Origin of the sequence: Natrialba taiwanensis DSM 12281, from assembly GCF_000337595.1 — an archaeon.
In the GTDB taxonomy this organism is placed as follows: Archaea; Halobacteriota; Halobacteria; order Halobacteriales; family Natrialbaceae; genus Natrialba; species Natrialba taiwanensis.
In genome coordinates this window covers 35,462-58,830 of sequence record NZ_AOIL01000001.1, presented here as the reverse complement: position 1 = coordinate 58,830, position 23,369 = coordinate 35,462, and the positions used below count along the sequence as shown (strand labels likewise).

Genomic DNA, 23,369 nt, shown 5'->3' with positions numbered 1-23,369 from the left:
CCGGAAGACGAGTCGGTCGGTCGCACACTGTGTACCCTGTTATCATACTCTATGAATAATAGTCGAAGATTACTGCAAATAGCAGCAGTTTCCATTCGGGCAGGCCTTTAAATCCCCTCGATCGACTCACGGCTTTGGTAGTGGGTCGCAGCAGCACACTAAAAACAGTGTCGCTACGCCAGTCCGGCGTCGATCGCCGTCTCGACGTTCTCGAACAGTTGGTCCGACCGGAGAAGCGCCAGCATTCGATCGATGTCCCCGTGAAGCGGCCGGTCCTCGTCGAGATGAGAGACGTGTTCGCGGACGGTCCGATAGGCCGCGTGCGTTCCGATTCCGGGATCGAGTTCAGCGACGAAATCGAGCGCCTGCGCCGCACAGAGCAGTTCGATACCGACGACGCGGAGCGTAGACGAGACCGTTTCTCTGGCGATGTGACCGCTCTGGGCGCTCATACTCACGTGGTCTTCCTGGTTCCCGCTAACCGGGATACTATCCGTCGACGGCCGACCCTGGGACCGATTCGTACTCACGAGGTCCGCCGCCGTGTACTGGGCGATCATGTACCCCGATCGAAGGCCGCTCCCTTCTGTCAGGAACGGCGGCAAGTGCGCTTCTTGAACGTTCGGATTGAGCAGCCGATCCATCCGCCGTTCCGAAATCGACGCGAGTTCAGCCAGGGCGCTCGTGGCGTAATCCAGCCGCAGCGCCAGCGGTTGGCCGTGGAAGTTGCCGCCCGAGAGAACCGCCGCCCGATCGGTCCCGCTGGCGCGGTCGTCCGCTTCGTCGGCGGGGAACACAAGCGGGTTGTCCGTCGCACTGTTGAGTTCCGTCTCGACGGCCTCGCGAAGGTGCTGGATCGAATCTCGAACCGCGCCGTGAACCTGCGGGAGACACCGGAGCGAGTACGCGTCCTGCACCCGATCGCAGTTGCGGTGGGACTCGACGATTTCGGAATCGCGGGTCAGCCGACGGATATTCTCGGCGCTTTCAGTTTGCCCTCGGTGTGGGCGAACGTTCTGGATACTCGGATGTGAACTCGCAGTGGTACTCATCGTCGCCTCCGTCGTCATCGCACCGGCGATATCCGCCGCGCGCATCGCTCGCTCGGCATCGCGGACGACGAGCGCGGCCAGGCCGACGGTTAGCTGCGTACCGTTGATGAGCCCTAACCCCTCCTTCGCCCGGAGCGTCACCGGTTCGAGTTCAGCTCGCGCCAGCGCTTCGTCGCCGGGCAGTCGGTCGTCGCCGACGGTGGCTTCACCCTCGCCGATGAGGACGAGCGCGAGGTGGGCAAGCGGCGCGAGATCGCCGCTTGCACCGAGGCTCCCCTTGGCTCTCACGACGGGGTGAACGCCGTTGTTTAGCATCCCGACGAGCAGATCGACGATGCGTTCCCGGACACCACTGTAGCCTTTCACAAGGGCGTTGAGTCGGGTTACGAGCATCGCTCGGACTTCCGATCGATCGAGTTCATCGCCGGTGCCCGCGGCGTGACTCCGAATGAGATTCTGCTGGAGCGTTTCGATGTCGTCCGCGGGGATGCGTTCCTGGACGAGTTCACCGAAACCGGTGTTGACGCCGTAGACGGCCTGCCCGGAGTCGACGATGTCGACGATGCGTTCGCGCGATTCGCGAACACGCTCGCGGGCGGACTCGGGGACCGAGACGGATGCGTCCGCTCGGGCGACGCGTTCGACGGCTGCCGGCGTGAGCGTTTCGCCGTCGACGATAACTGGGTCGTCAGTCACGGTGGACCACCGTTCCGTCCGTGATGACTGTTTGTACGTTCGAGACGCCGAAGTTGTACGGGATGTGTTGATAGTTGGTCACGGTTGCAATGGCGAGGTCGCCGGGTGCGCCCTCTCGAATGGTGCCCGTGCCGTCGGTGCGGTCGACGGCGCGGGCGGCAGTGGCGGTTGCACCGCGGATAGCCGCGGTCGGTGTCATTCGCATGCCGTTACAGGCGAGTTCGATGACGGATTCCATGCTCTGTGAGAAGCAATTCGGGTTGAAGTCCGTGGCGAGGGCGACCGGCACGTCCGCTGCCTCGAAGGCCGCCGCGTCCGCATATGGCGCGCCGAGCGAGAACGCCGTCCCCGGCAGGAGTACCGGCGTCACGCCCGCCTCACCGAGCGCTTCGATATCCTCGTCGGTCGCCTGTAACAGGTGGTCGGCGCTGGCTGCACCGCAGTCAGCGGCCAGTTGCGACCCGCCGAGTCGCTCGAACTCCTCGGCGTGGATCTTCGGCGTCAGACCCAGTTCCTGGCCCGCCTCGAGAACGCGCCGGGACTGTGGAACCGAGAAGACGCCCGCCTCGCAGAACACGTCACAGAACTCGGCGAGGCCGGCGTCTGCGACCGCCGGCAGTTGCTCCTCGATCACGCGGTCGACGTACTCTTCGGTGTCCGCGCCTTCGGGAACCGCGTGTGCGCCCATAAACGTCGGGACGACATCGATTGGGTGCTGGTCGGCCGCCTCGTCGATCGCTTCGAGCAGCTTCAGTTCCGTCTCGACGTCGAGTCCGTAGCCTGACTTCACCTCAACCGTCGTCGTCCCGTGGGCGAGCATGGTATCGAACTGGTCGAGCAGGTTCGCGACGAGTTCATCGCGCTCCGCGTCGCAGGTCGCCCGAACCGTCCGCAGGATTCCGCCACCCTCCTCTAAGATGTCCTGGTAGCTCGCGCCCGCGAGCTTCGCGGTGAACTCGTCGACCCGGTCGCCGGCGAAGACGGCGTGCGTATGGGGATCGACGAAGCCCGGCAGGACCGTCTGCCCGGTAGCGTCGACGGACTCCGCCGCGTTCTCCGGCGGGTGTGCACGCGTTACGTCTGCCGTGGGGCCGACGGCGACGACGACGCCGTCTTCGATCGCGACGGCACCGTTTTCGATGACTTCGAGTTCGCCATGACTGGGAGCACTACCGTCATCACTGCCGGTCGGGGTCACGATCTGTGCGGCGTCGTGGACGACGAGATCGGTCATGCGTTCCACCCCGCGAGGAAGTGTGCGATCGTCCGCGCGGCGGCGTCGACCGTTCGGCCATCGGTATCCAGCGGCGGCGCACACTCGACGACCTCGAGTCCGGCAAGTCGGTCGTCGCTGGCGACGAGCCGAACGAGGCGGAACAGTTCCCGCGGCGTCAACCCGCCCGGCGTCGGGGCGCTGGACCCACAGTAGGGTGCATCGAGAACGTCGATGTCGACGCTACAGTAGAGCCGGTCGACGCCGTCGAGCGCTGAGAGTGCCCGGTCGACGGCCTGCAGGAGGTCGTCTGCGACCTCCTCGGCGGTCACGATCTCTCCGTCGCGTTCGCGCACGAAATCGTGATACGCCGAACTCGTTTCGAAGTGCCGCGCGCCGACGCAGGCGTAGCCGTCCAGTCCGGCGTCGTACAACTGGCGGTAGGGCGTCCCGCTGGTCGGTCGCTCCCCGAACTCGCGCACGTCGAGGTGGGCGTCGAAGTTGACGACGCCGACGCTCGCGTCCTCGAGCAGCGGCGCGACGTTCGCGAAGGTCAGCGAGTTGTCGCCGCCGAGAAAGACGGGGAACGCATCGCTGTCGTGGACCGACGCTGCGGCCTCGCGGACCGCGTGCTGTACCGTGGCGACGGAGCCGTCCGGAATCGCCACGTCGCCGACATCGCCGATATCGCACAGCGGTCCGGCGTCGAAGTGATGGCTCTTCACCGCCGCGAGTGATTCCCTGATAGCGTCCGGTCCCTCGGCAGCACCGTCTCGGGAGATGACACCACCGTCGTACGGTTCGCCGACGATCACCGCGTTGAACTCGTCGGCGTCGTCGACGGTCGTTCCGGTAACGACATCACCGATCTGTTCGTCGACCGGGTCCGGCGACGGACCCGACCAGTCCTCTGGCGTGGTAAACGAAGTCATTCGTGATCGTGCATTGGAACGCGGACGTTCGATGCCGAAGCCTCGTCGATCGCGTCCTCGTAACCGGCGTCGGCGTGGCGAATCACACCCATGCCGGGATCGGTCGTAAAGACGCGCCGCGCTTTTTCCGCGGCCAGATCCGACCCGTCGAGGACGACGTGGTTGTTGGCGTGGACGGCGTTGCCGATACCGACGCCGCCGCCGTCGTGGACGCTCACGATATCGGCCCCGGCGGCGCAGTTGAGAAGGGCGTTCAAGATCGGCCAGTCCGCGACGGCGTCGGAGCCGTCCCGCATCGCCTCGGTCTCCCGGTTCGGGCTGGCGACGCTTCCCGCGTCGAGATGATCGCGCGTGACGACGATCGGTGCCGTGATCTCGCCGTCGGCGACGAGTTCGTTGATCTGAAGTGCGAACCGTGCGCGCTCGGTGAGCCCGTCGGGGTCGTCCTCGGCGCGGTATCCGAGCCAGCAGACGCGACTCGGGAGCCCCTGGAAGGACACCTGCTCCTGTGCGAGATCGATCCAGCGGTGGAGGTTCTCCTTGTCCGGAAACAGATCGCGCACGGCGTCGTCGGTACGGTGAATGTCCGCCTCGTCGCCGGAGAGGGCGACCCAGCGGAACGGCCCCTTCCCGCGGCAAAACAGCGGTCGGATGTACGCCGGCACGAAGCCGGGGAAGTCGAAGGCGTTCTCCACGTCCCGGTGATCCTGTACCTGCCCGCGGATGTTGTTGCCGTACTCGAACGCGACCGCGCCACGTTCTTGCATTTCGAGGATTCCCTCGACGTGGCGCGTCATGGTGTCGAGGCTCTCCGCGACGTAGGTCTCGGGGTCCGTCTCGCGGAGTCGGTCGGCCTCGTCGACGGTATAGCCCGCCGGATAGTAGCCCTCGAGTTCGTCGTGGGCGCTCGTCTGATCGGTGACGATATCGGGCACGAACTCGCGTTCGAGCATTCCGTCGAACATGTCCGCGGCGTTCATGTGGAGGCCGATAGAGAGCGGCTCACCGTCGGCTGCGGCCTCCCGAGCCATTTCGATGGCCTCGTCGAGATCGTCGGTCGTTTCCATGCAGTAGTCGGTCTCGAGTCGCCTGTCGATGCGGCGTTCGTCCACCTCGGCGGCGATACAGACGCCGTGGTTCATCGTCACGGCGAGCGGTTGGGCTCCGCCCATGCCGCCGAGGCCGCCGGTGACGGTGATCGTTCCGCGCAAGCCCTCGCTCTCGGGGAAGTGCTGGCGCGCGACCTCGGCCAGCGTCTCGAAGGTTCCCTGGATGATACCCTGCGTACCGATATAGGCCCAGGAGCCGGCGGTCATCTGCCCGTACATGATCAACCCCTTCGACTCGAGTTCGTGGAAGTGCTCCCAGTCGTCCCACTTGCCGACGAGGTTCGAGTTCGCGATCAGCACTCGCGGCGCTCGCTCGTGGGTCGTGAACCGACCGACCGGTTTCCCCGATTGGACGAGCAACGTTTCGTCGCGCTCGAGATCTCGGAGTGCGTCGAGAATGGAATCGTAGGCGTCCCAGCTTCGAGCCGCCCGGCCGGTCCCACCGTAGACGACGAGATCTTCCGGGCGCTCGCCGACGTCGGGATCGAGATTGTTGTTGAGCAGGCGAAGCGCCGCCTCCTGCCGCCAGCCGTTGCATTCGAGGTCCGTCCCGGTCGGTGCACCCTGATACTCGAGCCACTGTGACGATGGCTCGCCGATTTCGTGATCGGAACGCTCCGTTGACTGTTCCATGCGTACGTCTAACAACGGGGAACCCGATAGGATCGGTTCTCCATTTGGAAAAGGTTTTTTAAGCGACGGCGCGACGGACACCCGTGTACAAGGCCGTCTTTCGCATCCAGAGCGACGACCCCTATTCGAACTCGACGGCGAACAACAACACGAGTATCGAACTCTGGTGTAACGACCACTGCGACCTGCTTCACGTCACCGGCGAACGCCAGGACGACGTGGTGGCCTACGTGAACTCGGAAGTCGGGGTGCAAGAACAGATCAGAAACGGAAACGACCGAACAGTCATCACCGAGGCGTGCCTGAAACAGCACGGCGAGAGCTACATCGAGGCCCCGCTCGCGGCAAACGACTGTCTCCTGTTACCGCCGTTGCGATACGAGGACGGCGCGAAGGTCGTTCGAGTTCTCGCGCTCGACTCCGCAAATCTGACGGCGTTCTACGCCGATGTTGCCGACGATCACACCGTAACCGTCGAATCGAAGAAGGAACTCCAAACCGTCGCCTCGGAGACGCCGGTGCTGTCGGTGGGCTCGTTCCTGCCAACGCTCTCCGATCGCCAGCGCGCCGTCTTCCTCGCCGCTCATGACCAGGGATACTATGAGATTCCGCGCGAGACGACGACCGCCGAAATCGCGGAGACGGTCGGAGTCGGTCGCCGAACGGCAGAGCACCACCTCAGACGGGCCGAGGAAAAGCTCGCGGACGCGTTTGCCGCGTACCTATAGCGGGGGACGCCACACGGAAACGGCTACGTCGAGCGCTCGACGACCGAAACCGCGTCGAGTTCAGCCAGCGCGGAGAGCACGCCGTCGAGATGCTCGGGGCTGCTCCCTTCGAGTCCGATCGTCACTGGAACGCGGTTCGGACGGTCGACCGTCCCGGTTCCCGTCCCTGCGCCGCGGCGGGCACGCTCTAACGCGTCGAGTTCGGCCCCTTCGGCCTCGATCGTTTCGACTACGTTGCCGACGGTCGTCGGCCAGCCGTCGAGGGCCAGCCGCGCCTCGACGTAGCGTCCGAGTTCGTGCAGACCGGTCCGGGTCAGGTCGGCGTGCTCGGTGAGGTTCACGTTGCCGCCGGAGATGATAACGCCGACGTGTTCGTCTTCGAGAGCGAGCCCGGTCTCGTCCGACAGCGCGGCCGCGAGCGGGGCGGCACCGGCACCCTCGGCGACGGTCTTGGCTCGCTCCGCCAGCAGGGTGACGGCGGTCGCGGTTTCGCGGTCCGTGACCGTCACCACGTCGTCGACGACCGCGCGGGCGGTCGTGGCCGTGGTCTCGAGCATCCGGGTGTCCGCGATCCCCTCCGCAACGGTATCCACGTCCGCGAGTTCGTGTATGCCCGCGCCCTCGTCGTCCCGAGCGTCTGCTGCGGTCTCGAGCGTCCGTTTCGCGTGGGCGGCACCCTCGGGCTGGACGCCGATAACGCGAACGTCGTGCTCGGCGGCCTCGAGTGCCGTGCCGACGCCCGAGATGAGGCCGCCGCCGCCGATCGCGACGAGCACCGTCTCTATCTCGGGATACTGGTCGCACAGTTCGAGTCCGATCGTCCCCTGGCCGGCGATGATCGCCTCGTCGTCGAAGGGATGGACGAACGTCTCTCCGGTTTCGTCGGCTCGGTCGAGTGCGAACTCGTAGGCTCGTTCGTAGATATCGCCCTCGACAACGACCTCGGCACCGTAGCCACGGGTAGCCTCTATCTTCGCGGCGGGCGTGACTTCGGGGACGACGATGGTTGTCTCGATGTCGAGCAATCGCCCCGCCAGCGCGACGCCCTGGGCGTGGTTGCCCGCACTCGCGGAGATGACGCCCGCCTCCCGTTCCTGGACATCCAACTGCGCCAGCTTGTTGTACGCGCCGCGGATCTTGAACGAGCCCGTCCGCTGGACGTTCTCGAGTTTGAGCCCGACGGACGCTGCGCCGCTCAGTTTGGCGAACGTTCGCGACGTGTCGAGCGGCGTTCGATGGACGACATCGTCGATCCGCGCACGGGCGTCCTCGACATCCGCGAGCGTGACGAGGTCGTTGTGTCCGCTCATTCGCGCCCCTCCGTCTCCGCGATGGGGGCGTCTCCGTCAGCGGGATCGACGTGTGGGACCGGGTGCCGGGACTCGAGTTCACGGATCGTCTCGACGAGCACGTCGACCCCGTGTTCGAGACTCGCCTCGTCGACGTCGAACGTCGGCGTGTGGTGGCTGGTCGGGTGATCGGTCCCGACGATGAGGTACGTCGCGAGCCCGCCGTCGCGCTGGACGCGCTCCATCAGGAACGTCGCGTCCTCGCTCGCGCCGAAGTCGGCGGCCGGCAGCACGCGCTCGATACCCGACGCGCCGTCGGCGACCTCGCTGACGAGCGCCTGCAACTCGGGATCGCTGTCCGCACGCGGCGATTCGCTAACGACTTCGACCTCGGCCCGGCAGTCGTGCATCGTCGCAGCCGATTTGACGGTTCGCTCCAGCCGGTCCTTCATGAACTCCATCAGCTCGGTCGTCTCGCCGCGCGCTTCGGCTGCCATGTGGGCGCGCTCGGCGATAACGTTGCTCGCGGTACCCGCTTCGGCTTTCCCGATATTCACCCGCGTCATGCCGTCGCTGTGGCGGGGAATCCCGTAGGCGTTCTCGATCGCCGTCCCCATCGCATGCATGGCGTTTGCCCCCTCGTTCGGCGCTTTCCCCGCGTGCGCAGAGGCACCGTGGATCGTCGCGTCAACGTGGCACATGGCCAGTGGCTTCTCGATCCCGGCGACGACCTCGCCCGTCGGATGATCGAGGCCGACGTGCACGGCGAGCAGGTAGTCCAGCCCGTCCGCGAACTCGCTTTTCGCCATCGGACAGCCGCCGCCGCTGGTCTCCTCGGCGGGCTGAAAGAAGACGATCAGCCGACCCGCAAAGTCGCTTTCTGCGATGGCTTCGAGAACGGCCAACCCCCACGTCATGTGCACGTCGTGCCCGCAGGCGTGCATCGCGCCGTCGATCTCCGATCGGAACCCCTCCGCGGCCGGATCGTGTTCCTCGGCGGTCGACTCCTCGATGAACAGCGCGTCGATATCGACCCGCAGTCCGATCGAGGGCCCCTCGCCGCGGTCGAGAACGGCGACCGCGCCCGTGTTGCCACCGGTCATCCGATCGAGCAGCGCCGGATCCGCGCCCCGCTCGCGAGCGCGATCGATCCACGAATCGAGGTCGGCATCGGGAACGGCCATCCGATCCGCGGGATCGTAGGCGTCCGGCCCGACGGCCAGTTCGTCGACGCCGATCGCTCGAATTTCCTCGACGAGGCGAGCGGTCGTGTAGAACTCGCGCCACGCCGGCTCCGGGTGGCGGTGAAGGTTCCGACGGAGGGTCACGAGACGATCTCGTATCGGTTCGTTCATGCCAGACACTGACTCACTCCACTAACTTAATTATACACAATCAGTGTTGATGGTAGGTACACAAAAAGAATAAGAGAGGCGATGACAACCGTTGGGTACGAGTCGTTTCAGTGGCGAGAACACGCTACTGCGACGGAGGATCATATGAGCACGAGTACGAGTACGAGCACGAACGCAGATGTCGTCGTTCTCCGCGAGGGAACGGAAGGGCTATCGATGGAATCGTACGCCGAAACGCTGCGCGAGCGACTGCCGAACCACACCGTCGCGCTCGCACGGACGCCCGCCGAGGAGCGTGAACTCGTCCCGCAAGCGCGGGTCGTGACGGGGATCACGATCGAAGAAGACCTCCTCGACCGGGCCGAGCGACTCGAACTCTTCGCGTGTACGTTCGCCGGCACCGACCACGTGCCGATGGAGGCGCTCGCCGAGCACGGCGTCGCCGTGACGAACGCGGGCGGCATCCACGCCCCCGGAATCGCCGAACAGTCGATCGCCAATATGCTCGTCTTCGCGCGCAACCTCCACGAGGGGTGGCGGCGCAAGCAAAACAGCGAGTGGCGACACTTCCAGTCCCACGAGTTCACTGGGAGCACCGTCACAGTGGTGGGACTCGGCTCGATCGGTCAGGAGATCGTCCAGCGACTCGCGGGCTTCGAGGTCGAGACGATCGGTATCCGCTACACACCCTCGAAAGGCGGTCCGACGGACGAGGTGCTCGGGTTCGAGGAAGAAGACGTTCACGAGGCGTTCGCCCGCAGCGAGTACGTCGTGCTCGCCTGTCCGCTGAACGACCTGACGCGAGGACTCGTCGGCGCGGACGAACTGGCGACGCTGCCCCCGAACGCCGTCGTCGTCAACGCCGCGCGCGGCGGCCTCGTCGACACCGACGCGCTTGTCTCGGCACTGCAGTCGAACGGCATTCAGGGGGCCGCACTCGACGTGACCGAACCCGAACCGCTGCCGAACGATCACGAGCTCTGGGATCTCGAAAACTGTCTGCTGACTCCCCACACGGGCGGGCACACGCCGAAACACTGGGATCGGCTGGCCGACATCGTCGCGCACAACGTTGGCGCGCTCGAGAACGGCGGTTCTGAACTCGAGAACGTCGTCTCTCAGTAAAGATATTATTATTATTTCGTTGGATATCTTCCAGAAATTAGAGTGAACGCGGACCACGATATCTAGCGGGAATCATCATGGGACAATGAGGAAACCCACCAGAATCCGGCGGAGGGATCAATCACTCTTGGAAAGGTGGCGTCCCCGGATTGCGTTCCGGTCCGCAGAAAAGATAGTCTCGTAGGCTGCAAGTCCGACGAAGAGGGCCGTGAGTACCGTAAGAGCGACAAAAGCTGGAACCCGAACTGCCACGAAGAGTAATCCCACGGTGATAACTGTCACAATGAGTCGGGCAACGCTCACAGTCCCGTGATCGTGATACCTCCAGGCGTTGTGCCCGAAGAGGTAGAGTGCGCTACCGCCACACAGCCCGACGGCAGCGATCAGTCCGAGCGGTTCGGTAAGATGGGCGAGTGTCTGTTCAATGCCGAGAGCGATGAAGATAATGCTCCCAACTATCGGGAGATGGAGAACACTGTATGAATCGCGTGCCAGTCGCGTTCGCTCGTAGCCGCTCGTCTCGGCGAGCTTTTGCCCCGCGGCGAGGATAATATAATCGAAGTACAGCCACCACAGCGCGACGATAAGCGTGAATCCGAGAAGAACGGAGAGAAGCACCACCGGGCCGCTGGTAAGTCCTTCTGTCCCGACACCGATACCGATCGCCACGATCGACTCACCTAACGCGATGATCATGATGAGTTGGTGACGCTCGACGAAATGCCCGACATCGCACTCGAATCCTTCGACGCCACGGACGAATACGATTCCGTAGTCGATGGCAAGTGCTGCGGCCCAGAGAACGCTCGCCAGCGGGTCAGCGAAGAAACTAGCAGCAAGGATCAGTGCCGGACCACCGAGGAATCCGGGCGCAACTCGGACCACTGCGTCGCGTGTTTCGGACGAGGCAGTGAGGATGTACAGGAGAACGTGAAGGAATCGGACGAGGAAGTACGCGACTCCAAACACTAGCGCCGTCTCGCCGAACGCACCAGGAATCGAGAGTGCAACGACGACCATCGACGTCATCGCAGCAAGGAGTATCACTCGCTCAGATATGGTCTCTTCAGCGGATGCAGCACCCGTTAGCCACGAATAGACGACCCATGCCCACCACACCGCTGCGAGTATCGCTACACCGCGCGCGAGGCCGACCCACGTGAGATGGTCGACAAGAAAGCTTGTGACCTGCGTGAACGCGAAGACGAACACCAAATCGAAGAATAGCTCTAACGTCGACGCAGCTTTCCCTTGATCACTCACATCGGTCGGACCCGGTTGGAATGCCGATCCTGAATCAGTCGTGCTCATTGATAGCTAGTATAGTTCTGTCTTTGGTCGCTCATGACATCATTATGTTAAATACTGTGCTTTAAAGTGAACTCCCGTATCGGTTAGTCCGCCAACCCGCCGTTAATTCGGATTGTTTGGCCCGTGATCCAGCCCGCCTCTTCCGAGGAGAGAAACGCCAGTAGCGGTACCACATCGCCCACCTCCGTGAGGCGATTGCCGATGCTCATCGATTTGTATCTCTCGGTGGACTCTTCTGTCTCGTCGGGATAGTAGAATGAGGTATCCGCTGGACCAGGAGCGACCGTGTTGACGGTGATTCCTCGATTACCGACCTCCTTGGCAAGCATCTTTGTGAACTGTTCGGTCGCTGCCTTCGCGCCAGCATAGACGGAGTACTGTCCCGTCATCACTCCCGTCAACGTCGTCGAGAAGTTGAGAATACGGCCGTCATCGTTCATACATCGGGCTGCCTCGCGGAAATTGAAGAACGTGCCCTTCGTATGGATGTCGAACATCCGATCGTACTCGTCCTCGCTCACCTCTTCAAGTGGTTTCTTCAGCATCACACCAGCGGTGTTGATGAGAATGTCCAGCCGGCCAAACTCATCGATCACCTGCTGATACATCTCCTCTACGTCAGCGACGTCTGTTACGTCAGCCTGTACGGGTACGGCCGTGCTGTCGTATCCTTCGACTGCATCCACGACGGCGGTCGCATCAGCCTTGCTACTATGGTAGTGGACGGCGACGTCTGCGCCGAGAGCACCGAGTGCTACAGCCATATTGCTCCCCATCGCGCCGGAACCGCCAGTAACGAGCGCGACATCACCCTCAAGCGGACGGTTGCTCATCAGTTCTTGAACATCGTCTGCAACGTCGAGCGATGCGCCGGTTTGTTGACCGGATTGGTTCTGAGCCATATGCTTTCATCGGACGGACACGGAATAGTGATTCTCACTGCAATAAGCCGACGATATTGCACCGTCTGAAATACTCATCGACAATAAGACAGATATTATATGATTATGGCAGTTTTTCCGACGTGAGTTCAACGGCATCTCGTCGAGTTCGTCTCTAGTCGGCTGGAGGCCGAAACGCGTCCTGGTCTACTAGTGTCGCTTGATCACCGTATGATTCGAATGTTTCAACCGCCCACGAAAAGATCTCGTCATCGTCGGTTTCGATGAGTGCCGGGAATAATCCGTTTGCATCAGTAACGCTGAGTACGACTGTCTCATCGATGATTTTCAGGTTGATCGGCATATTTCCGTCGTACCGATAGACCGGCACTTCGTTTGCAATCATCTCTTGGAACCACTGTCTCGTGGTACGACTCTCGTTAACGGTATCAATTGCCTCGTGAGTGAGTATGACCGCTGTTCGTTGCTGCCCCTGAATAACCGCCTCGTAGTGGGGGCGTGAGGCGTTTGGGTCGATTGCCTGTTTGAGGATACGTGTCCGATCAGCAGAGTCGAGCAACTGACCGACACGCCGTGCGGGCGCAGCGGGGTCGGAGGTGGTCGCTTCGGTGAGCCGTGCTCCCCGGAGTTGATAAAACTCGATGCCCAGTTCATCGAACGGCAGATACTGAGCAATTCCCTGAAAGTGACGAATCGTTGTAGCGGTATCGAGTAACTGCGTGATATCTTCGGCCATAGCTGAGCCGAACCGAGTTGTGCGATACTGTGCTCCGTCTTGTGAAACCCATTTTCGGTCTTCGAACTGCCGAAGTAAGCGGCTCAACGTAGCCCGTGATATATCAAGCTGGTCGATGAGTTCATCTCGATCCCGTGGTTGCTCCGCCAGCAACTGCAGCGCGTGGATGCGCGTCTGTGCCCGCGCGAGAAACTGGATATCTTCGAAGGAATCGTTCATACAGATGAATCGGTGAGAGACTCTTTTAGGCTTGGGGGTCGTGCCAAGTCAGTATCGCCAGCGTTCAATCACGGGCTCTGGTCGGGACAACACCGATCCGGATCACTAGGTGAGCAGAGAGGGAGATGAGGATGATCCCATTCGCGAACCTCTCCGGTCGAACAGAAGGACACTTGGTACGCCCAATACGATGCTGATCGCCGACGGTATCTGAAATTCGGCGACACCATCTGATTCGTCCCCTCGGAAATCGGCGACCACCGCCACCTCAAACTGCTCCAGCACTGTACGCGAATGGCTACGCTCGCCACGCCGGCATCCGTTGAGGACTTCGAGAGCAACGATGAAGCAATCAGTGAACTGATGTAGAGCAGCACGCGAGTGCAGCCTACCAGTCTACATTATCAATAGCTGCGAGAGAAGACCCATCATCAAGCGAGTTCTATAGTAACGACTGGAAGTCTTTGCTCACAGCAGATCTCAAGAAGAGTGATTTCGGGTGCTTCCTCCCGGCTGCTGACGAAGTGTGAGTAAAAACTTCTGCAAACTACTATATTTCCCACCCATGTGCATGGGATGCTAAATATATTTGTAAATATTTTTCAAATTGTAAAGGCTCGCCGAACAGTGATTACTCTGGCAGGATCGGCACAACGTACTCGATGTTGTAGAGGACGGTATCTGTCAGCGATGGACCGGTATCGAATACCCCCGCATCAACGTCGATTTCATCACCCGTGTACGGGTACTCCGGTGACTCGTATCGACTTCGGTAGTAGTTGCCGTCCGGATTTCTGAGACCGACGCCGAAGTCAGTATCAGTCGGCTCGTCCAGTATGATCTCGAATGACTCACCCGGGCCCACGTCGGATACGTCGGCCACGTCAGAGATTATCTCACCCCAGCCGTCAATACAGAACGCTTCAGAGTAGCCCTCTGGTGCGTTTTCCCCATCAGCGATCGTACAGCGAACCCCGGAAACCTCTCGTTGAACATTGAAATAGAGGCCATTGAAGCTCGAGTTGCTATCCCTCGATTCAGGGCTGGGTAGCGAGATTGAGGTCCCGAGATTTCCATCTCCCGCTCGGATTTCAGTAACCGCATAGCGAACGTTTTGAGTCGTAGATTGGCCACTAGAGTAGACTCCAGCAGTTACCTCCCAGGATTCATTCTCATACTTGTACTCCGGGTTACTGTCCTCGCCGCGATCCCAATAATCGCCATCGGCATCAACTGTAACCGAATACGTGTTGTCAGCGTTTATTCCGTCAGCTGGTGCAAGAACGAACGAGTCGCCGGCACTCAGGTTGGAAATATCCGTCTGGGTAACGACCTCTGCAGCACTATCTCGGAGATAGGCCGTTTGATGCCGATCCGTGTTTTCAGAAAGACGTGCTTCGATCCTCTCGATGTTTTCTTTCGCCTGGAAAAGAATACCAGCTTCATTTGTCGGTTGGCTGTAGTCGTCATCCGACCCGAGATCTAGCCACCCCTCAGTTCCATCTTCATTGTTCTCGTAATCGAAGTAGAACGACGGGAGGCTTCCGTCATCAACAAGGGGACTCTCAAGGCCGAGATCATCGGCTGACAGCGTGGTGTTAGAATATTGCTCGCCCTCATAATGGAGTTCACCCGAGGAACCGATGGTGAACTCGTCGCCCATGGTAGAGTCAACGCGAACATCCTCCTCGAGATAGCAGTAGCCGTCGTTTTTCCACGGCACGTGGAACGTGTGATCCTGACTCCCCTCGTCGTAGATGTAACAGTCCCTGAAGGTAGCCGACCCCTCGCCGTTGACGGTACTGTCGATGCGGACAGGGAGTTCGGAGCCGCCACGGATGTGGACGACCAACTTCTCGAACTCGCAGTGAATCTGATCGCTACGCAACTGGACTGCAGCATTGCCCCAGGAATCGCCATCGACGATGATTTCGAGGCCGGTAACACTGGCCTCACCGTCTTGATGGACAAACGGCTGGGCAAGCTGAGAGTCGCGCTCACTCGTTACCTCGGCAGTGCCGCCGACGACGACATCGCCGTCGCTGATGCGGATGTTGCCACGAGCGTTATCCTTGGCGTGACAGTTCCAAACGACGTTTTCCCCAGCATCGAGGTAGAAGCCGTTTGATTCCCACTGTTCGGCATAACAGTCCTTCCAGACGTTATACCCCTCGTGGCCCTCGACCGAAATACCGATCGCCTCGTCCTTTTCGCCGTCGCCCTCGAGACCACCGTCGGGCATCTCGAGGCGATGGATGAGCGTCTCGACACCGGAAGCGCTATCGATTGCGACGGTGTTGTTGAAGCCACCGTCCTGCGTCCGGGTCCGCTGGCCGAAGAACGAGATATCCTCGAAGAATCCTTCTTCTTGAATTGCTCCGTAGGTGGTGATGAGTGCGAGGTCCGGCCCCTCCGAGATATCGACGTTGAAGCCCTGCATCAGGATCCGATCCTCGCCACCGAGCGGGAAAATGATCGATGAGGAGTACTCACTCTGGTCACCGACAGCATAGATCGTCGCACCGTCACCCGCGATGGCAACCATCGATCCGGTGGAGTCGACAGAGGAATGCATCTCGTAGGTTCCGGATCCGAGATCGATGATTTCGCCATTGTTAGAAGCGCTCTCAATTAAGTCAGAGATATCCCCGTTCCGGCCGTCGTAGTCATCGGCAGAAACGACAGTAGCATCGACATCCTCACGGATATCGTCGTAGGACTCCTTCCACAAGTTGTAGGCCCTATTCGGAACCTCATCGACTAGATTGTAGTAGTCACCCGAGTTTTGCGTTGTCGAACCGGAAGACGCAGCGGTCTGTGTTACTCCCTGAGTCAGGCCGATCATCGATGCTCCGAGGACTGAACTGCCCATCTTCAACCATCCTCGCCGATCCAAGAGAGTGCGATCGTTGTTCGTAACTTCGTCGCTATCGCTATTACTTCTAGCTATGTCTTTTCGAGACATCAATGGACAATTAGTAATCATCCAATAAATAAACAGCGGGTATAATTCCATCATATACTATATGAATGAATCAAGATGGCTTAAATAGTACATCATGTAACCAGAATACCGTAGTAGTGTTTACATTTTTACCCTCTGGTAGCTCTACTCAACGACTCGCTCCAACGCTACAAGGAATCCATGATCGGAGAGACGATTCGTCACAGTGAGCCGGGGAGTTGGAAGTCGCCTGGAGAGTACCGATGAAACAAGCGCCCGAGAAGAGGGTCTCAAAGGGGTGAACGCGACTACGCCGTAAACAGCTGTCGTGGGAAGTCCGCCAGCGTCTCCGCGCCGGAGCTCGTCATGTGGAACGTCTCGCTGATTTCCATTCCAATATCCTCGGTCCAGATGCCCGGGATCATGTGGAAGGTCATGTCCTCCTCGAGAACGGTCTCGTCACCGGGTCGGATGCTCGCCGTGTGCTCGCCCCAGTCCGGCGGGTAACCCAGTCCCATCGAGTACCCGATGCGATCTTCCTTCTCGATGTCGTACTGCGCGATGGTCTCTCGCCAGGCCTTCTCGACGGCCTCGCAGGTGACGCCCGGTTCGGCGGCGTCGAGCGCAGCCTCGATTCCCTCGATGACGATATCCGCAGTCCGCTCGAGTTCAGCCGGCGGGTCGCCGACGAACGTCGTTCGGGCGAGCGGCGAGTGGTAGCGGTGACGACAGCCCGAGAGTTCGATGATAACCGGGTCGCCGTCCTCGAACGGGCGGTCGGTCCAGGTCAGGTGCGGCGTGCCGGTGTGGTCGCCCGAGGGCATCAGGGGGACGATCGAGGGGTAGTCGCCGCCGAACTCGTCGGTGCCGGTGATGAGCGCGTCGTAAATCGCGGCCGCGGCCTCGTACTCGGGGACGCCCTCCTCAATGGCGTCGATTCCGGCCTGCATGGCGTTCTCCGAGATGCGGGCGGCCTCGCGCATGTACGCGAGTTCCTGCTCGGATTTCTTGACCCGGGCCCAGTTGACAAGCAGCGTCGCGTCGCTGAACTCGGCCGCGGGGAGGTTTTCCTGCAGACGCGTGTAGGATTTCGCGGTGAAGTAGGAGGCGTCCATCTCAAGTCCGATGCGGCCGTCGTCGACGTCGAGTTCGTCGAGGACGCCCGCGACGTAGTCCATCGGGTGGAGGTCGTACGGCGAGTGGACGTGGTCGTCGCTGTACGACTGGATACTATCTGCGGAGAGAATAGTCGTCGCTCGCGCGCCGTCGGCGTCCATCTCGCGGCCGACCCAGACCGGTTCGTCGCGGTCGGCCGTCACGATGACCGCCTGGTGAACGTAGAACGACCAGCCGTCGTAGCCGGTGAGGTAGTTCATGTTGGCGGGGTCGGCGACGACGAGCGCGTCGAGGTTCTCCTCGCGCAAGCGCGCTTTCGTCCGATCGAGCCGACGGTCGTATTCGGAAGTGTCGAAAATAGCTCGTGACATGATACCAGGGCCTATGCGAACAGTTGATCAGCGGGACCTAAAACTTTTCGTGTATAGTAAATACAGATACTGTTAACATAACTCCATTCGGATCGTCGGTTACGACTGTAGTCGTCCTGGATCTCGTAACTGCTCCCACGCTGGTGATTGCGGTGTTCGCGCTCGTGGTCGGGGCGGTCGTGAGAACGCTAGTGCTCGTGATCGTGGTCGTGAGACTGCTGCTGATCGTGCTGGGGATGGTGCTCGTGACCGTGCTGCTGTTCGTGATCGTGCTCGTGTGTTCCCCCGTGACGCGTGAACTGCCCGGCGAACGCCCGGTCGACGACCTCCGACAGCGCCGGATGGATGTGGACCGACTCGCGGATATCCCAGACAGACCCCGTCCCCGCCGTCATCGCGACGACGACCTCCTCGATGAGATTCGACGCCTCGGGCCCGACGATGTGACAGCCGAGTAGCCCCCCGTCCGGTTCGGCAACGACCTTGACGAACCCCTTGGCGTGCATCGCCTGCCCGCGGGCGGTATCCTCGTAGCGATACGTCCGCGTCGCGTACTCTCGATCCGCCTCGCGGAGCGTCTGTTCGCGGACCCCCACGCCGGCCACTTCCGGCGAGGAGAAGACGGCGAAGGGCATCGCCGTGTAATCGACCGGCTCGAGTTCGTCGCCGAACAGGTTTCGAACGACGGCCCGAGCCTCGTGGTTCGCGTTGTGCTTCAGCAGGTACTCCCCGACGATGTCTCCGAGTGCCCAGATTCCGTCCGCCGTCGTGCGCAGGTACTCGTCCGTCTCGATAAAGCCGAACTCGTCGGTTTCGACGCCGGTGGCACCGAGGTTCAGCGTATCCGAGTTCGGCTGTCGGCCCGCCGCGACGAGCACGGTGTCGCCGGTCACGGTGACGGGATCGCGCGCCGACGGATCGTCCCACGCCGGCGGGTACGGCCGCGCCTCGATAGTTACCTCCTCGCCGGATTGCGAGGCGGCGACGGCCTCGTACCCCGTGTGCACGTCGAAGCGCTCGTCGTAACGCTCGGTGAGCGCGGCCGCACTATCTTCGTCGCTCTCCGGAAGCAGGTACTGGCGGCGACCCACGATCGATACATCGCTGCCGAACGTCCCGAAGAAGTGCGCGAGTTCAGCCGCGATGAACCCGCCGCCGACGATGACGAGGTGATCGGGCGGCGTCTCGAGTTGGAGGGCGTCCCGACTGGTGAGGGAGTCGACGGCGTCGATGCCGTCGATCGGCGGGATGGCCGGTCGCGTTCCGGCCGCGATGAGAACCGTGTCAGCGCGGGCGCGTGCACCGGCGTCGGGCCCGTCGACGAGTTCGACCGTCCGGTCGTCGACGAAGCGACACTCCCCCTCGAACAGCGTGTGCTGCTCCGAGGCCTGCACGCCGCGGTAAATCGAGTCCGAGCTCCCTGACACGTCCTCGTTGACCTCGCGGACGATCTCGGTGAAGTCGACGCCGGTCACCTCGGCGTCGATCCCGAACTCGTCGGCGCGCTCGATGGTCTGTCGAACCTCCGCGTGGTACAGCAGTTTCTTCGACGGAATGCAGCCGCGATTGAGACAGGTGCCGCCGAGGGGTCCCTTTTCGACGACTGCGACTGACTGGCCACGGTTCGCTGCGGCACTCGCTACGTCGAGTCCGGAACCCGATCCGACGACGAGGAAGTCGAACGCCGCGGTATCCGTCTCCATACGTGATCGACGGCTGCGAGACCTATTACCCTTACACCGGCAACGACAGCGAACCGGAGAGGATCTCCGAGAGAGAGAGGGATGGCGTGACAGCGCTCCGAACGAGTTGCCGGTGGGTGCAGAGGCGGATTCGGTCCCCCGCTCGAAAATCGAACAGCCAAGCGACTCGGACGGACGAGAGCGAGTTCAGGCCGAACGAAATCGTTCGTTTTGGACGCAATCGCGAACGGTTTTGGAAGGGAATGATGATAATTCATCCCCATTGATTTAGATCCCACTGGTCGATGATACGATAATGAACTCGTTGGAGATCGTCGGACGAATACTTGCAGGCGTACTGCTCATCCTGATAAACGCGTACTTCGTCGCGATCGAGTTCGGACTGACGCGCGCTCGGCAATATCCCAAGTCCGAGTTCGATACGCCGGGCTTGCGGCGAGCGTGGGAGATGACTGACGATCTCGAACTCTATCTGACGACCTGCCAGATCTGGATCTCCGGGACCAGTATTGCGCTCGGTATCATCGCTGAACCGGGGCTCGCAGCCGTTTTCGAACCCTTCTTCCAGAATACGTTCCTTGCGTCGGTCGGTGCTGGATCGCTTTTCGCGTTCTTTCTCATCAACATGGTCCACCTCACCCACGGCGAGCAAACGCCGACGTATCTCGGTGTGGAGCGTTCAAAGCAGGTCTGTCAGTACGGCTCCGGGACGTTATACTGGTTCGCGTGGGTAATCTCGCCGCTGATCCGGTTCGGCGACTGGGTCGCAAAGCGGACGCTCAACCTGTTCGGTATCGAGATGACTGGCGCGTGGCTCGAAACCGAAGAAGACGTGATCCAATCCCGGGCCGACCTCCGCAACCAACTCGGAACGGTTCTCGATCAGAGCGACCTCAGTGAGGAGCGCCGAGAAGAGGTGATGAACGCGCTGCAGATCGGCGAACAGCCGGTTCGCGAGGTGATGATTCCCCCCGAGGAGATCGTCGCACTGTCGACGGAAGGGGACTTCGAGGAAAACCGTCGCCGAATGGAAACCAACCCGCAAACGCGCTATCCGCTTGTCGGCTCGGAACTGACTGACTTTCGCGGCATCGTCTACTTCCCGATCTTCGCCAGACACCGCGAGGAGTTAGCCGCCGGCGAGATCGACTTCGAGGCGGTCGCTGCACCGCCGATGACGCTCTCACCCGATACGGATGTCAGCGACGCAATCGACCAGTTCCAGGCCGAATCACAAGAACTCGCGCTCGTGATCGAAGACGGCGACGTCGTCGGACTGGTGACCGTAACCGATCTTCTGGAGGCCGTTATGGGCGATATTGAGGATCCATTGGACATAGCAGCGGCTGGGAAACGGCCGTCGCAGTCGGAACCGAACGCGACTCCCGAGAGCAGCGGCGACACCGAACGCTGATACCGGAAGATAGTAGCAAAAGTACTAGTATCTCGCCTCGTGAAATGACACTCGATGACTCCCCGACTGCGCCGTGAACTCCCGGAGGTGGATCTGCCGTGACGGACCGACAACTACCGTCGCTCGATCGCGTTCGCGCTGCCCTTTCGCGAAATCGGCTTCGAATCGCGTTTACCGTCCTCATCCTCGTTTCGGCTGCCGTCGTCGCCAGCGCGGCGACTTCGGGCGGGCTCTCAACGGCGTCCGAAGACGAGTTGCCCGAGGCACCGCCGACAGAGAACCACACCGTCATTACCGAGTCGGGACGCGCCGGCACGATCACCGCGTACGCACCCGACGGCGAACCGGTCTATTACAACAACACGCGAACGAAGTACTTCGACGTCGATCCCGTCGAAAACGAGTCGATGACGATCGAGTACACGGCGACCGACACGATCCACACCGAAGGGCCGACGTGTTCCGCGCCGCCGTGTGCGCTGAACGTCGTCGAGCGCGCCAACCTCTCGACCGGCGAGGTCGACGTCCTCTACGAACGATACGATCACCAGGAAACCGCCGGCGAGTGGCACGACGCCGATCGCATCAACGAGACTCATATCGCGATCGCCGACATCGTCGCGGACCAGGTGTTCATCGTGAACACCGAGACGGAAGTCGTCGACTGGCTCTGGGACGCCCAGAGCGACTTCCCCGTCGAAGAAGGAGGCCCCTACCCGGGTGACTGGGCACACATCAACGACGTGGAGTACATCGAGGAGGGCGAAATGGCGGGCAATCTCATGGCCAGTCTGCGGAATCAGGACCAGGTCGTCTTCCTCGATCCGCAGGAAGGACTCGTCGAAGACTGGACGCTCGGAGACGAAAACGAATACGACATCCAGTACGAACAGCACAATCCGGACTACATCCCCGAGAGCGAGGGCGGCCCGGCCGTCGTCGTCGCCGACTCCGAAAACGGACGCATTCAAGAGTTCCAGCGCAACGGCAGCGAGTGGACTCGCTCCTGGGAATGGTCCGACAACCAGATGCAGTGGCCTCGCGACGCGGACCGCCTTCCGAACGGAAACACGCTCGTCACCGACACGCACGGCAACCGCGTGATGGAACTCAACGAGTCCGGCGACATCGTCTGGGAAGTCGGCTCGACACTCCCCTACGAGGCCGAACGGCTCGAAACCGGAGACGAAAGCGACGGCGGGCAGAGTGCCAGCGAACTCGGCCTCGAGTCCCAGACCGAAGCCGAGAGCAGCGGCGGTGGCGGTGGTGATGGTGGAAGTCTCGTCAGTTTCGATCCGCTCGGTTCCATCGGTAATTTCATCGAATCGACCCTTCCACACCGGATATACAACGGGCTCCTGTTCGCGAGCCCCGTCTGGATGGGATCGTCCGAGTTCGCCGCGGTCGGAATCGCACTCCTCACCGGGATCGTGTGGGTCGGTCTGGAAATCCGGTGGCAGCTCCACGACGCCGGCATCCGGTTCCGACGACCGTTTTACCGGAACGGTGGTAACTGACGGGAGATAGCGCCACCACCCGGAACTTACGACCGCAAACTATGTGAGCGAGTCCTCCGAAAGAGCGCATAAACGGATATGGAACTCGGACGAGTACTATTTCTCCTAAGTGCGTTCGCCACGCACTCTTTCATTGGGTACGCGCTTGTTCGCGGGTGTACCGATGTCGACCCGCGGCTTGGACTCGTTCTCGGACTCCTCCCGGACAGTGACTTTCTGTTCCCCGCTGACTGGGGGTGGCCGTTCGTGCACCGTGGGCTGACGCACACACCGCTTTTCGCGATTGGACTCCTCGCAGGACTCTACCTCGTCAATCGCAACCGATCGGTTACACTGGCCGGCGGGTTGGCCATCGGCTCACACCTCGCGATCGATTCGCTCTCCCCGATGGGAATTCGGTGGCTGTTCCCGCTGAAGACGACGTGGAATCCTAGTCTCGGACTCGCGGTTCACAGTCCGACCGCGACAGCTCTCCTCTGGATGGCAGCACTCGGTCTTCTCGCGTTCCGAGCGATCCAGCGACCCAGCCACGACCGAGAACCGGCCACGGACCGCAAACACAAACACGAAACCGAACAACCAACACCCACACCCGACGCCACCACTGAACTCGAGTAGCACGAGTTCGACCGTACAGTCCCGTTCGATACCGATACTGTCGACACGGCAATCGAACTGAACCGGCAGAGATAGAGGGATCACCGGCTGCGAGCAGCAGTCACCCGGTTGGTGTGATACTGTCGAAAAGTAAGAGATGAAATGAGAAGACACTGTCCAGTTTAGCACCTCGTCAGATGGCGTTCCTCCATCGAGCGATCGATGCGGTCTTTGATGGTTATAGAAATGTCCAAAATATTCAAGACACTTGCAGACGCTCGCCCGACTGCACACCCACGATTTCTGCAAGCAGTCGATACGTATTTTGGGGGTGTAAAACCACTTTTCGATGCGTCTCAGGCGATATAGTTAACCGGCAGCTCAACCCTAACCGTGAGAAGACACAC

At 61.2% G+C, this 23,369-nt stretch carries 17 protein-coding genes; 5 read left to right on the top strand and 12 right to left on the bottom strand.

What is annotated here, in order from left to right:
- Positions 1-173 precede the first annotated feature (173 nt).
- The 4 genes from hutH to hutU are packed head-to-tail and all read right to left on the bottom strand — an operon-like array spanning position 174 to position 5,635.
- Positions 174-1,748, bottom strand: a complete 1,575-nt coding sequence (gene hutH, locus C484_RS00215; protein ID WP_006823961.1) for a histidine ammonia-lyase — start codon at positions 1,746-1,748, stop codon at positions 174-176.
- Positions 1,741-2,982, bottom strand: a complete 1,242-nt coding sequence (gene hutI / locus C484_RS00210; RefSeq protein WP_049914923.1) for an imidazolonepropionase — start codon at positions 2,980-2,982, stop codon at positions 1,741-1,743. The genes hutH and hutI overlap by 8 nt, the downstream gene beginning before the upstream one ends.
- On the bottom strand, positions 2,979-3,893 hold the full coding sequence (gene hutG / locus C484_RS00205; RefSeq protein WP_006823959.1) for a formimidoylglutamase: 915 nt from the start codon (positions 3,891-3,893) through the stop codon (positions 2,979-2,981). The genes hutI and hutG overlap by 4 nt, the downstream gene beginning before the upstream one ends.
- The gene (hutU, locus tag C484_RS00200; protein WP_006823958.1) at positions 3,890-5,635 is read right to left on the bottom strand and encodes a urocanate hydratase; all 1,746 of its coding nucleotides are present in this window, start codon (positions 5,633-5,635) and stop codon (positions 3,890-3,892) included. The genes hutG and hutU overlap by 4 nt, the downstream gene beginning before the upstream one ends.
- Before the next feature lie 83 nt (positions 5,636-5,718).
- On the opposite strand from hutU, the gene C484_RS00195 reads away from it, so the two are divergent.
- Positions 5,719-6,363, top strand: a complete 645-nt coding sequence (locus C484_RS00195; protein ID WP_006823957.1) for a helix-turn-helix domain-containing protein — start codon at positions 5,719-5,721, stop codon at positions 6,361-6,363.
- Positions 6,364-6,386: 23 nt separating this feature from the next.
- On the opposite strand, the gene C484_RS00190 is transcribed toward C484_RS00195, so the two are convergent.
- Both C484_RS00190 and C484_RS00185 read right to left on the bottom strand, forming a co-directional pair.
- Complete coding sequence (locus tag C484_RS00190; protein WP_006823956.1) at positions 6,387-7,673, bottom strand: threonine ammonia-lyase; 1,287 nt, start codon at positions 7,671-7,673, stop codon at positions 6,387-6,389.
- Positions 7,670-9,007, bottom strand: coding sequence for an amidohydrolase (locus tag C484_RS00185; RefSeq protein WP_006823955.1), 1,338 nt, complete (start codon positions 9,005-9,007; stop codon positions 7,670-7,672). Before C484_RS00185 ends, C484_RS00190 begins: the two co-directional genes overlap by 4 nt.
- 144 nt (positions 9,008-9,151) lie before the next feature.
- On the opposite strand from C484_RS00185, the gene C484_RS00180 reads away from it, so the two are divergent.
- Complete coding sequence (locus C484_RS00180; protein WP_049914931.1) at positions 9,152-10,132, top strand: NAD(P)-dependent oxidoreductase; 981 nt, start codon at positions 9,152-9,154, stop codon at positions 10,130-10,132.
- Positions 10,133-10,249: 117 nt separating this feature from the next.
- Here C484_RS00180 and C484_RS00175 read toward each other — a convergent pair whose 3' ends face one another.
- The 6 genes from C484_RS00175 to C484_RS00150 all read right to left on the bottom strand — a co-directional run bounded on the left by C484_RS00175 (position 10,250) and on the right by C484_RS00150 (position 19,434).
- Positions 10,250-11,395, bottom strand: a complete 1,146-nt coding sequence (locus C484_RS00175; protein WP_204366362.1) for a low temperature requirement protein A — start codon at positions 11,393-11,395, stop codon at positions 10,250-10,252.
- Positions 11,396-11,526: 131 nt separating this feature from the next.
- Positions 11,527-12,276 (bottom strand): SDR family oxidoreductase, encoded by a 750-nt coding sequence (locus C484_RS00170; protein WP_239640881.1) that lies wholly within the window; start codon positions 12,274-12,276, stop codon positions 11,527-11,529.
- Between the two features lie 223 nt (positions 12,277-12,499).
- Positions 12,500-13,300: a helix-turn-helix transcriptional regulator gene (locus tag C484_RS00165; RefSeq protein WP_006823951.1), complete on the bottom strand. Its 801-nt coding sequence runs from the start codon at positions 13,298-13,300 to the stop codon at positions 12,500-12,502.
- A 631-nt stretch (positions 13,301-13,931) separates the two neighbouring features.
- On the bottom strand, positions 13,932-16,172 hold the full coding sequence (locus C484_RS00160; protein ID WP_006823950.1) for a hypothetical protein: 2,241 nt from the start codon (positions 16,170-16,172) through the stop codon (positions 13,932-13,934).
- A 380-nt stretch (positions 16,173-16,552) separates the two neighbouring features.
- Positions 16,553-17,731, bottom strand: a complete 1,179-nt coding sequence (locus C484_RS00155) for a M24 family metallopeptidase (RefSeq protein ID WP_006823949.1) — start codon at positions 17,729-17,731, stop codon at positions 16,553-16,555.
- Between the two features lie 188 nt (positions 17,732-17,919).
- Positions 17,920-19,434 carry a dihydrolipoyl dehydrogenase gene (locus tag C484_RS00150; protein WP_006823948.1) on the bottom strand — a complete coding sequence of 505 codons (1,515 nt, stop codon included), beginning with the start codon at positions 19,432-19,434 and terminating at the stop codon, positions 17,920-17,922.
- Between the two features lie 295 nt (positions 19,435-19,729).
- On the opposite strand from C484_RS00150, the gene C484_RS00145 reads away from it, so the two are divergent.
- The 3 genes from C484_RS00145 to C484_RS00135 all read left to right on the top strand — a co-directional run bounded on the left by C484_RS00145 (position 19,730) and on the right by C484_RS00135 (position 22,983).
- A complete protein-coding gene (locus C484_RS00145; protein ID WP_006823947.1) occupies positions 19,730-20,848 on the top strand; it encodes a CNNM domain-containing protein in 1,119 nt (372 codons plus the stop codon).
- Positions 20,849-20,946: 98 nt separating this feature from the next.
- Positions 20,947-22,365: an aryl-sulfate sulfotransferase gene (locus C484_RS00140; protein ID WP_006823946.1), complete on the top strand. Its 1,419-nt coding sequence runs from the start codon at positions 20,947-20,949 to the stop codon at positions 22,363-22,365.
- Positions 22,366-22,443: 78 nt separating this feature from the next.
- The gene (locus C484_RS00135) at positions 22,444-22,983 is read left to right on the top strand and encodes a metal-dependent hydrolase (protein WP_006823945.1); all 540 of its coding nucleotides are present in this window, start codon (positions 22,444-22,446) and stop codon (positions 22,981-22,983) included.
- The last annotated feature ends 386 nt before the right edge of the window (positions 22,984-23,369 follow it).